The sequence below is a fragment of the Pseudarthrobacter sulfonivorans genome, assembly GCF_024391045.1.
In the GTDB taxonomy this organism is placed as follows: Bacteria; Actinomycetota; Actinomycetes; order Actinomycetales; family Micrococcaceae; genus Arthrobacter; species Arthrobacter sulfonivorans_B.
This window is the reverse complement of record NZ_JANFCZ010000005.1, coordinates 166,123-177,930: the sequence shown is the minus strand read 5'-3', so window position 1 is coordinate 177,930 and position 11,808 is coordinate 166,123. Positions and strand designations below refer to the sequence as shown.

Below are 11,808 nucleotides of genomic sequence, written 5' to 3'. Positions count from 1 at the left end.
ACAACCGCGAGAGCGTCCCCCGGAAACCTGCAGTAACTGAGAGAGCGTCCGCTATGGGCGCAATTCCCCCGCAAAAGCCCGGAAATCCCGTGATTTAAGTCAAAAAGTCGCGGAAACACGCGGAATTTGCGGACCTCGCGGGCCCAAGCTGGTAAGTTTTCGAACAGTGGCTTGCACGCATGCCGCGTTCAGGCTCCAGAAATCGTGACCGTCCAGGAGGACATCAATGGCTAAGAACCGTAGTGAACTTGTTTCAGAGGTAGCAGGTAAGGCCGGCACCAGCCAGGCAGCCGTCAACTCCGTCCTCGACGCACTGTTCGAGGTTTTCGAGACGTCCGTCGCCGCGGGCGAGAAGATCACCATCCCGGGCTGGCTCGCAGTCGAGCGCACCGACCGTGCAGCTCGCACCGGCCGCAACCCGCAGACGGGCGAAACCATCCAGATCGCGGCAGGCCACAGCGTCAAGCTGACCGCCGGCTCCAAGCTGAAGGCTGCGGTCGCCAAGAAGAAGTAGTCTTCCCAGCACCAGCCAGAGGAGCGGTACCCGCACGGGTACCGCTCCTCTGCGTTGCGCCCTGCAACGCCGATTCGGCGCCTCGGCGCAGGTAGCGGACAATGGATAGGTGCCTTCTGCAGCAAAGTCCCGTCCCACAGCACCCCAGCCGGCCTCTGGCAGGGGTGCTACAACGCCGGGTGCCGGTACCCTGGGGGTTTCCCGGCCCTGGCAGCTTGCGGGGCTCGCAGCCCTGATTCTGGGACTCGTTGCAGCCCTCCTGTTCTCCGGCGCGGCAGCGGCCCGCGTGGTTTCCGATCCCGGGGCGCTGGCCCGCTGGGGACTGCCCATCAGCAAGGCCATCCATAACGTGTCCCTGGCCACGGTCATCGGGGGGCTGATCTTCGCCGTCGGCATCCTGCCCAGGACCTCCGGCCCGCGCTCCCGGACCAACGATGCGGACGCCCCGGAACACCCGGCCTTCACCAGGGCGCTGGGCGTGGCAGCCGCGGCGGGCGCCGTCTGGACCTTGTCAGCGATCGCCGTGCTGGTCCTCACCTATTCGGACGTCGCAGGCCAGTCACTTTCCGGGGATGCGGAGTACACCCGCGCCCTCGTGTACTTCATGACCGACATCGACACCGGGCGGGCCTGGCTGACCGTCACCATCATCGGGGCCGTGGTGACCACTGCCCTGTTCGGCGTCAGATCCCTTGGCGGCCTCGCGCTCACCCTGGTCCTGGCACTTGGCGGCCTGGTGCCGGCCGCCCTGATCGGCCACTCCTCAAGTTCGTCGGACCACTCAGCGGCCGTCAACTCCCTGGGCCTGCACCTGGTCGGCGTCAGCATCTGGGTGGGCGGCATCATCCTGCTGGCACTGCTGTCCGGCGTCCTGGCGGGGCCGAAACCGGGTACCGGGGCAGACATCACCGAACCCACCCTGCGCCGGTTTTCGGCGCTGGCCGGTTTTGCCTTTGTGCTGGTCTTCGCCTCCGGCGTCATTAACGCCAGCATCCGTGTCACCAACTGGACTGACCTTTTCGGCTCCGCCTATGGCCAGCTCATCCTGGCCAAGACGGCGGCCACAGTGGTCCTCGGCGGAATCGGTTTTATGCACCGGCAGTGGGTGATCCCTCAGCTGGGCCGGAAGGGCGCGGCGCTGTCCTCCCGCCGCGTGCTGTGGCAACTGGTCAGCGCGGAACTCCTGATCATGGGCGCCACCTCCGGGGTGGCCGTCGCCCTGAGCCGCTCAGCGCCGCCCGCGCCCACCACCTTCGCGCCCGACGCATCGCCGGCATTCATCCTCTCCGGTTACGAACTGCCGCCTGAACTGACCCCGGAGCGCTGGCTGACGGAGTGGCGCCCCGACTGGCTCTGGGTGGCCGTCGTGGGTTTCGCGCTGGTGGCCTATTTCCTCGGCGTGGCCAAGGTCCGGCGCCGCGGCGACAAATGGCAGTGGTTCCGTTCCGTGAACTGGGTGGTGGGACTCCTGGCGCTGACCTACATCACCTCCGGCCCGCCGACGGTCTACGGCATGGTGCTGTTCTCCGCCCACATGGTGGGCCACATGGCGCTGACCATGGTGGCGCCGCTCTTCTTGGTGCTGGGCGCGCCGGTGACGCTCGCTCTGCGGGCCCTGCCCGCCCGTTCCGACGGTTCCAGGGGACTGCGTGAGTGGGTGCTGATTTTTGTGCACTCCAAGTTCTCCCAGGTGGTCACGCACCCCCTGTTTGCCGCAGCCAACTTCGCCGGCTCGATTGTGCTGTTCTACTTCTCGGACGCGTTCGGTTTTGCGATGCGGGAGCATGTGGGCCACGAGCTGATGAACCTGCACTTCCTGCTCACCGGTTACATCTTCGTGCTGAGCATGATCGGCACGGACCCGCTGCCGCGCCGCGCACCGTACCCCCTGCGCCTGCTCCTCCTGCTGGCCACCATGGCCTTCCACGCCTTCTTCGGCGTCACGATCATGGGCGGCACCGGCCTGCTGGCGGCGGACTACTTCGGCAACCTTGGCCGCCCCTGGGGTCCTTCCGCCCTCGTCGACCAGCAACTGGGAGGCGCAGTGACGTGGGGCATCGGGGAAGTACCCACACTGCTGGTGGCCATTGGCGTCGCCATCATGTGGTCCAGGTCCGATGAACGGGAGACCCGCCGCACCGATCGCGCAGCGGACAGGAATAACGACGCCGATCTCACTGCTTACAACGATATGTTTGCCAAATTGGCCGAACGCGACGCCAGACTGGCTGAACGCAACAAGCTGGAAGGACGCTGATGAGCGAAACCGTACGCACCCAACTCCGGGTCCGCGCCTCCGAACTGGTGGGCCGCAACTGGCTTAACACCGGCGGGAAGTCGCTGGACCTCGAAGCCCTGCGCGGCAAGATCGTGCTCCTCGACTTCTGGACGTTCTGCTGCATCAACTGCCTCCACGTCCTCGACGAACTGCGCCCGCTTGAGGAGAAGTACTCCGACGTCCTGGTCACCGTGGGCGTGCACTCGCCCAAGTTCGAGCACGAGGCGGATCCGGTAGCGCTGGCCGCCGCCGTGGAGCGCTACGAAATCCACCACCCGGTCCTGGACGATCCCGAGCTGGACACCTGGAAGGCCTATACGGCCCGTGCGTGGCCCACGCTGGTGGTCATTGACCCTGAGGGCTACGTCGTGGCGCACCTGTCCGGCGAAGGCCACGCCGACGGCCTCGCCGTCCTCATCCCCGAACTGATCGCCGAGCACGAGGCCAAGGGCACCCTGCACCGCGGTTCCGGCCCGTATGTGGCGCCGGAAGCCACTTCGGGCACCTTGCGCTTCCCCGGCAAGGCGCTGTTCCTTCCCGCGGGGCGTGGCACCGCCGGCAGCGGCTCCGGGGAGGAAGCGTCCGACGCCGGCTCCTGGCTCGTGACCGACACCGGCCACCACCGCCTCGTGGAGTTGGGCACCGACTTCCAGACGGTGCTGCGCACCTACGGGTCCGGCACCAAGGGATACGCCGACGGTCCCGCCGCCGGAGACGATGCCACCGCACAGTTCAACGAGCCCCAGGGCCTGGCGCTGCTTCCGGAAGACGTGGCAGCGAAGGCGGGCTACGACGTCGTCATTGCCGACTCCGTCAACCACCGCCTGCGCGGGCTGTCGCTGGCAGACGGCACAGCCACCACGCTCGCCGGCAACGGCGTCCAGCGGCTCCTGGAAACCGGCCCCGCACGCGTGGACGAGGACGCGGCCGGGTTCACCGGTCAGCTCAGCGGGCACCCGCTGGAGGTTTCGCTGAGCTCGCCATGGGACGTTGTCTGGTCCGCCAAGCTCAATGCCGTGGTGGTTGCCATGGCCGGCACGCACCAGATCTTCAGCTTCGACCCGCTGACCGGAGCAGTGGCCATCGTGGCCGGCAACGGATTGGAAGGACTGCTGGACGGCAAAGCCCACGAAGCGTGGTTCGCCCAGCCCTCCGGCCTGGCCGAGGACGCCGACGGGAACATCTGGGTGGCGGACTCCGAAACCTCAGCACTCCGCAAACTGGCAATCGCCGCCGACGCCACGGTCACCGTGGAAACCGCCGTCGGCAAGGGCCTGTTCGACTTCGGCTTCCGCGACGGCGACGCAGCCGAGGCCCGGCTGCAGCACCCGCTGGGCGTCACCGTCCTCCCGGACGGCTCGGTGGCCATCGCCGACACCTACAACGGAGCCGTCCGCCGCTACGACCCGGCGGGCGGCAAGGTCTCCACGCTGGCGCGGGGTCTGTCCGAGCCGTCCGACGTGATTGTGGACCACACACAGGCTGCCGGCTCCGAACCGCTCCTGGTGGTGGTTGAGGCCAACAAGCACCAGCTGGTGTACGTGCCCATCCCCAAGGAAGCGCAGCAGGTGGACGAGGGCGCGTCGCAGACACAGCGGCCCAAGAGCCCTGTGGCTCCGGGCCTGCTGGAGCTGAACGTCCGCTTCACCGCCCCCACGGGCCAGAAGCTGGACGACCGCTGGGGCGATCCCACCCAGCTCAAGATCTCCTCCACCCCGCCGGAACTCCTGGTGGCCGGCGGCGGGACCTCCGTGGGCCTGCTCCGCACACTGGAACTGGCCTCCGGCATTCCGGAAGGCGTCCTGCACATCACCGCGCGCGCCGCGGCCTGCGACGGCCCTGAGGACGCGGACGGTGAGATTCCGGACCATGCCGCCTGCCACCTGTACCAGCAGGACTGGGGCATCCCGGTGCTCCTGACGGACGACGGCGACACCGAGCTGGTCCTGGACCTGCGCGGCATGGACTGACCACCGCCGTCGTACTTACCGAAAAGGCTGCCCCCTGGAACGTTCTGCGTCACGGGAGGCAGCCTTTTCTGCGCCGCTGAGGCGGCCCGGGGCGGAAAGCCGGGGCCCGCGACGGGCGCGCCCGTGCCCTGCGGGGTGCGGCGGGGTGCGGCGGCTAGTAGGTCAGGAGCGGGGTGACCTTGATGGTGTCGCCGTCGACGTCCAGCCGGGTGGTGAAGCTGAAGTCCACCTCTTCGTTCAGCGGGAACCAGGCGCCGGTGAAGGAGCTTTGCTGGACGGCCTCCACCTTGGCCTTGCCATCAAGGGGCGCAACCACCCAACGGCCGCCGAAAGGCTCGATGGAGATTTCCGGGTACTTCGTGATGGTCCACCTGATGGTGCCGTCACCCACGTTGTTGGTGCTGGAGAAATAGAAGGGGCAGTCCGGCTGCAGCCGCTGCTGTTTCACGGCTTCGGCGGCGCAGCCGTCCAGGAATTCCTTCACCCGCTGGCCTACGTCGTTCCGAAGCTGGTCGGTGGCCTCGGTCAGCAGGTTCAGCGGGGCCACCGGCGCGTCACGGGAGGTGATGGTGGCCCGAGTGGGCGGAGCGGCGAAGTACTCACCGTTCAGGGCGGCCTCATATTCGCCGGGGTAGAAAACGGCGAAGGAGTTCCGTCCGGCGGGCATGTTCACCGGCACGCCGTTGAGGGTGGCTTCGCTGGAGTTCACCACCGTGACGCCCAGGGTGGGCAGCCGTGAGGGCACAAACGCCCAGGTCTTAAAAAACAGCCATTCCGTGCCGGTCTGCTCCAACAGGAACTCGGTCCGCAGGCGGCTGCCGTCGATCGTGTACTGCACCGGGACCATGACCTGGCCACCCGGGCGTTCTTCGGGCTGGCCGAGGGTGATGTTCGCAAGCCGCGAGGCGGCCGTCTTAAGCGCGCTCCCGTCAAGCATGGCGGCGTTGCCGGGAGGCACCGTGGCGCGCAGCAGGCCAAGAGCTTTGCCGCCGTCACCCTGCTGCAGCGCGTCCAGGTACTCGCGGACCGGCTGCTGCGGGCTCGCCACCGTATTGTTCACCACGTTGATGGCAACAATGGACGCAGCCACGGCAAGCATGAGGCCCAGCAGCCACCCGGCCGCTGTCCTCACCAACGCTTGACTCATCTGCACGCCCCTTACGTTACCTGTAAGCCCGCTGAACACTGGAGCCCGGAGGGCAGGACCTGGGGCCGGGACGGCGGCTTCGTTAACGTCCGACGGCGGGCGTGAGGCGCGCGGCATCGTCCGGTTTTGCCTAACGGCGGCGCCGGGACGACGTGCCGAACACGCCGCGGAGCAGCTCGCGGCCGAGTTGGGTTCCCATGGACCTGACCATGCTCTTCAATCCGCCGCCCAAAGCTCCTCCCAGGGCGCCGGCGAGCTCGCCGGCGATGCCGCCTCCCGCCGGTGCCGCCGGTTCGGGGGCGCGCGGTGCCGGCGCCCGGTCAGGGGTGCGGTCCCGGGCGGGGGCAGGACGGCTGCTTGGCCGGCCCAGGATCTCCTCTTCGATCCGGCGTGCCTCGGCATCGACATCGGCCTGGCTGGTATCTGCCCCGCCGGTAGCGCCCGGAGCCGGCGGCTCACCCGGAGCCGCATCGCCGGTGGGCGCGGCGCCCTTACCGGTGAGTTTCTCGTAGGCGGAGACGTTGTCCACAGCCGTTCCGTATTTGGCAAGCAGCGCAGACCCTGCCACGGTGCTCTTGACGAGATCATCGGTGCTGGGGCCCATGACGGACTCCGGGGCGCGCAGGCGGGTGAGGGCAACGGGCGTCGGAGCGCCTTTTTCATTCATGACCGTAATGACCGCCTCGCCAATCCCTGCGGACGTGAGGGTCTCCTCGAGGTCGTAGTCGCTGACGGGGAACGTGGAGACGGTGGCTTTCAGGGCCTTGGCATCTTCCGGGGTGAACGCGCGGAGGGCGTGCTGGATCCGGTTGGCCAGCTGGCCCAGGACGTCCGCCGGAACATCCTTGGGGGTCTGGGTGACGAAGAAGATCCCCACGCCTTTGGACCGGATCAGCCGGACGGTGGTGGTGATGGCGCTCAGGAAGGCCTTGGACGCGCCGTTGAAGAGCAGGTGGGCCTCGTCCAGGAAGAACACCAACTTGGGCTTGTCCAGGTCGCCGGCTTCCGGCAGATCCTCGAACAGGTCCGCCAACAGCCACATCAGGAAGGTGGAGAACAGCATCGGCTTGGTCTGCAGCGTGGGAAGCTCCAGGCAGGTGACCACGCCGCGGCCGTCCGGGGCGGTCCGGAGCAGCTCGGCAGTATCGAACTCCGGCTCGCCGAAGAACTTTTCCAGGCCCTGGGCCTCAAGGTTCACCAGTTCACGCAGGATGACGCCGGCGGTGGCTTTGGACAGGCCGCCCAGTTCCGCCAGCTCATCCTTGCCTTCCTCGGAGGTGAGGAACTGGATGACGGCGCGAAGGTCCTTGAGGTCGATCAGCTCGAGGTTCTTCTGGTCCGCGAAGTGGAAGACCAGCTGCAGGCTGGACTCCTGGGTGTCGTTGAGTTCCATGACGCGGGAGAGCAGGATGGGGCCAAAGGACGTGACAGTGGCGCGGACCGGAATGCCGTTGCCGTCACCGCCCAGGGCAAGGAACTCCACAGGGTACGTCTTCCCGGCCCAGGGCTGGCCGATGCTGTCAGTGCGGGCCTTCAGCTTCTCGCTGCCCGCCGCCGCCGTCGCCAGCCCGGAGAGGTCGCCCTTGATATCGGCGAGGAACACCGGAACCCCGGCTGCCGAGAGCTGCTCCGCCATCATGTGCAGCGTGACGGTCTTGCCGGTGCCGGTCGCGCCGGCCACCAGGCCGTGCCTGTTCATCATCGACAGCGGCAGCCGGACCTGGGCTTCCTTGTGAAGTTCGCCGTCGACAATCGCGGCACCCAGCTCGATGGTGGCACCCTCCAGCGTGTAGCCCTTCTGGATGGTGGCGAGCTTTTCTGCAGTGGTTTTGTTGGCCATGGCGCTAGCTTAGTTGGCAGAGGCCTCCAGATGTGGTGCAGGCGTGCTGCTTTTTAGCCGGGTGTTGGGGCCGGCATGGTCCGAGTGTTCAAGCACCCGGGAGACCGCAAAGCCGATGACCAGGCCCCAGAACGCCGGATGGATGTTGAAAAGGCTCATGCCGGACATGGTCACCACAAACGTCACCAACGATCCCAAAGTGAACGTCGTCGCGAAAGCGGTCACAAATGCTTGCTGGAGAGCCCGCAGCATGGCGATGCCGCCAAGGGCCAGGATGAATTCCGTAGGCGTGGCAAGCATGAGCCGGGTGAGGGCCGGAGCCAGGAGGGCGCAGCCCAGCGCGAGGACGCCGAACACCACGGCAGCGGTGTACTGGCGCTGCCTGGTCCCGGAGGAGGTCATCAGGGCGTTGGTGGGACCGGTCACGCACGCTGAGACGGCGCCGCAGCCCGCATTGAGCAATGAAAACGCGCCCGACACGATGGCGAAGACGTTGACCGGCGGGTTATGGCCGGCAGCACGGAGAACAGCGATGCCTTGGCCGTTCTGAACAAACAGCACGGTGAGCGCCAGCGGAACAACAAGCTCCAGCTGGGCGGCCCACGTGAACTCAGGAACGGTGAAGACCGGGGTGGCCAGGATCGGGCCCCCTCCGTGAAAGGCGAACTGGCCGCTTGCCGCCACGGCCACGCAACCCACCACCAGGGTGCCGAGCACCGGCGGAAGGAACCGGCCAAGGGCGGGCACGGCGGTGAGGACCAGGAAGGCGACCACCATGGGGGCGGCCACCACGGGGTTCGCCTGGGTGGAGGCGACGATGTCGGTGCCGAACTTCAGGAAGACGGCCGCCACCATGGACATGACAATCGGCATCGGAATGACTGACATGATCCGCCGCACCACTCCGGTGGCGCCCAGCGCGAGGACCAGCATTCCGGAGGTGAAGAAGGCTCCCACCACTTCCGGAAAGGACAGGTGCTGCAGGGAGGGGCCCAGGAGTACTGTGCCGGGAATGGACCAGGCGAAGCCCAGCGGCTGCCGGTAGAGGAGCGACATGACCAGTGTGGCTGCGCCGCCTGAGAACAGGATGCCAAACACCCACGAGGCGAGTTGGGCTTCGGTCAGTCCTCCCGCAGCTCCCACGGCCAGGGTCACGGCTATGGGGCCCGAAGCGGAGAAGATGAGGCCGATCACCCCGTTGGAAACATACGGCAGCGCCAGGTCCCGGAAGACCTGGCGAACTCCTGCGGGCCGGACACCGGGGCGTTCCAGCAGGGGCTGGGACAGATTGGCTGCAACGGTTTCCGTTGGTGGAACGGCGGGCGGGTCCTGACGGGATGGCTGCATTCTGGCTCCTGGCAACGGCGGCAAAAAATACAGGCGCCCCGGAGTCTGCACTCCGGGGCGCCTTAGGTGCCGGGCCGAGGCGCCGGCACCGATTGTCAGCTGTGATTCTTACTTGTGCTGGCCCTCTTTGGCCAGGACGTAGTTGTAGACCACTTCTTCGCCGGTGCCGCCATCTGTGCGCGGCTTGGGATCCAGCATCAGTTCAGGCTTCACGGCCGAGGCGATGTCGTCCGCGTTGTGCGGGTCGCCGGGGAAGTACAGCTGCTGGGTGACGGGCTGGAAGCCGGGCGCCGAGACCTTGATGTGGATATGCGCCGGGCGCCAGGCGTGCCAGCCTGCCGCGCTGATCAGCTGCCCGCAGGCTCCGTCTGTCGGAATCTGGTAGGGCGCCGGGCGCATCGTGTTGATTTCGAAGCGGCCGTCGTCGGCTGCCTTGATGGTGCCCCGGAGGAGCCACTCGGGCAGCCCCGGCGCGTACTGGGAGTAAAACCCGGCGTTGTCGGCGTGCCAGATTTCGATCTGGGCGTTCTGGATCGCGTTGCCGTCCGTATCGGTGAAGCGGCCGGTGAAGCGCAGCGGGGTGCCCTCCTCGTTCTCGCGCATTTCGACCGTGCCGGGGGTCTGGAACACGGGAGAGCCCGGCACGTAGTACGGTCCCTCGATGGTGCCCACGGTGCCGGGGCGGTCCTGGGAGTTGACGTCCTCCACCGAGTGTTCCAGCCACACGTCCAGGAACAGCGGCCATTCTCCATCAGTTCCTACCTTGATGAGCCACGCTTTCAGCGCGTTGTATTCCTCATAGGTGACCTGGTGCTCGGTGACGATGTCATTGGCGGCCTTGATGAGGGCCCCTGCCAGCAGGCTCACTCTTTCCTTGGGCACGTCCACATGCGAGAGCTTGCCGGAGGCGGCGAAGCGTTCCGTGGCCTTGGAGCCTGCTTCGACTGCGGTGCCCTCGTCCTCTTGGCGGGTGTCTGCTTGGGTCTCGGTCATGGTGATGTCCATACTCCTCTTTGAATAGGGGGCAGGAACCGGTCCTGAACCCGGTACAAACCGGGCGGGAAGGGTCTGTTCCTGTTGCGAGGCAGCTCGCGTGATGTCCGTCTCATCGTAGGCCTGAAATAAGGACGCTACAAATATCGATTTGGCCGGTTTTCTGTCATGAACCAGACATAAAGACACCCTTGGCCGAACCTAGGGGTTTGCCTGATGTGAGAGCGATCACGGTAGGGAAGACTGGCGTGACAACGTCCCCCTGGGCACCGCGGGTTGGCCCGGACCTCCCGCCCATCCGTCCAGCACCCTCCAATGAAGGAGCACGCCATGACCGAGAACCTGGCCCATGTCCGCGACGTCCTTGCCGACGCCGTGATCGACGACCGTGAGAACGGAGTCATCCGCGCCAAGCGCGAAATATTCACCGATGAGGAGATCTTCGAACTGGAGATGAAGCACATCTTCGAAGGCAACTGGGTCTACCTCGCCCACGAATCCCAGATCCCCAACGTGGGGGACTACTTCACCACCAACATCGGCCGCACTCCCGTGATGATCACCCGCGACAAGGACGAAAACCTTAACTGCATCGTCAACGCCTGTTCGCACCGGGGCGCCATGCTGTGCCGCCGCAAGACGGACAACCGCACCACCTTCACCTGCCCGTTCCACGGCTGGACGTTCAAGAACTCCGGCGAGCTCCTGAAGGTGAAGGACTCGCGAAACGCAGGCTACCCGGAGACCTTCAACAAAGAGGGCTCGCACGATCTCACCAAAGTGGCCCGCTTCGAGTCCTACCGCGGTTTCCTCTTCGGCTCCCTGAAGGCTGACGTGCTCCCGCTTGAGGAACACCTGGGCGACGCCACCAAGGTGATCGACTCGATCGTGGACCAGTCCCCGGAAGGACTCGAGGTGCTGCGCGGGGCGTCCACCTACACCTACGACGGCAACTGGAAGGTCCAGGCCGAGAACGGCGCGGACGGCTACCACGTCACCGCCGTGCACTGGAACTATGCGGCCACCACGGCCCGCCGCAGCGCCGGTGATTCCGCCAACACGACCAAGGCCATGGACGCCGGCAAGTGGGGCAAGGTCAAAGGCGGTTTCTACTCCTACGACCACGGCCACCTGCTGCTGTGGCAGGAATGGACCAACCCGCAGGACCGCCCGCTGTGGGACCGCCGCGACGAGCTCGTTGTCAAGTACGGCGAGGAGATGGCCAACTTCATGATCAACATCTCGCGGAACCTCTGCCTGTACCCGAATGTCTACATCATGGACCAGTTCTCCTCGCAGATCCGCCATTTCCGGCCCATCTCGGCGGACCAGACCGAGGTGACCATCTACTGCATCGCGCCGAAGGGCGAATCGCAGGAGAACCGGTCCAAGCGGATCCGCCAGTACGAGGATTTCTTCAACGCCACGGGCATGGCCACCCCTGACGACCTGGAGGAATTCCGGTCCTGCAACAAGACCTACTGGGCCACCAGCGCCCCGTGGAATGACATGACCCGCGGCTCTACCCACGAGATCACCGGACCGGATGAGCAGGCCCGGGCGCTGGGCATGACCAAAGTCATCGCCTCCGGGGTTCGCACCGAGGACGAGGGGCTTTACCCCATCCAGCACGGGTACTGGAAGGAAGTCATGGACCGGGCCCTCGCGGAGGAAGAGACGTCCGCGTTGGACGCTGTTCCAGTCACCGCCTGACCCGTC

General features: G+C 66.3%; 8 protein-coding genes. 4 read left to right on the top strand and 4 right to left on the bottom strand.

Annotated features, from left to right (window positions below; all coding sequences use genetic code 11):
- Nucleotides 1-226 precede the first annotated feature (226 nt).
- The 3 genes from NQJ30_RS05590 (at nucleotide 227) to NQJ30_RS05580 (ending at nucleotide 4,762) form a co-directional block, all read left to right on the top strand.
- A complete protein-coding gene (locus tag NQJ30_RS05590; protein WP_056341443.1) occupies nucleotides 227-514 on the top strand; it encodes an HU family DNA-binding protein in 288 nt (95 codons plus the stop codon).
- Nucleotides 515-623: 109 nt separating this feature from the next.
- Nucleotides 624-2,771, top strand: coding sequence for a cytochrome c oxidase assembly protein (locus tag NQJ30_RS05585; RefSeq protein WP_255768763.1), 2,148 nt, complete (start codon nucleotides 624-626; stop codon nucleotides 2,769-2,771).
- Entirely contained in the window at nucleotides 2,771-4,762 is a 1,992-nt protein-coding gene (locus tag NQJ30_RS05580) for an NHL domain-containing thioredoxin family protein (RefSeq protein ID WP_255768761.1), read from the top strand. The genes NQJ30_RS05585 and NQJ30_RS05580 overlap by 1 nt, the downstream gene beginning before the upstream one ends.
- Nucleotides 4,763-4,916: 154 nt before the next feature.
- On the opposite strand, the gene NQJ30_RS05575 is transcribed toward NQJ30_RS05580, so the two are convergent.
- The 4 genes from NQJ30_RS05575 to catA form a co-directional block, all read right to left on the bottom strand.
- Complete coding sequence (locus NQJ30_RS05575) at nucleotides 4,917-5,909, bottom strand: hypothetical protein (protein ID WP_255768759.1); 993 nt, start codon at nucleotides 5,907-5,909, stop codon at nucleotides 4,917-4,919.
- A 130-nt stretch (nucleotides 5,910-6,039) separates the two neighbouring features.
- On the bottom strand, nucleotides 6,040-7,749 hold the full coding sequence (locus NQJ30_RS05570) for a helicase HerA-like domain-containing protein (RefSeq protein WP_255768758.1): 1,710 nt from the start codon (nucleotides 7,747-7,749) through the stop codon (nucleotides 6,040-6,042).
- A gap of 9 nt (nucleotides 7,750-7,758) precedes the next feature.
- Nucleotides 7,759-9,096 (bottom strand): benzoate/H(+) symporter BenE family transporter, encoded by a 1,338-nt coding sequence (locus NQJ30_RS05565; RefSeq protein WP_255768757.1) that lies wholly within the window; start codon nucleotides 9,094-9,096, stop codon nucleotides 7,759-7,761.
- A gap of 108 nt (nucleotides 9,097-9,204) precedes the next feature.
- Nucleotides 9,205-10,101: a catechol 1,2-dioxygenase gene (gene catA, locus NQJ30_RS05560; RefSeq protein ID WP_255768756.1), complete on the bottom strand. Its 897-nt coding sequence runs from the start codon at nucleotides 10,099-10,101 to the stop codon at nucleotides 9,205-9,207.
- 318 nt (nucleotides 10,102-10,419) lie between these two features.
- On the opposite strand from catA, the gene benA reads away from it, so the two are divergent.
- Nucleotides 10,420-11,802 (top strand): benzoate 1,2-dioxygenase large subunit, encoded by a 1,383-nt coding sequence (benA, locus tag NQJ30_RS05555; RefSeq protein ID WP_255768755.1) that lies wholly within the window; start codon nucleotides 10,420-10,422, stop codon nucleotides 11,800-11,802.
- The last annotated feature ends 6 nt before the right edge of the window (nucleotides 11,803-11,808 follow it).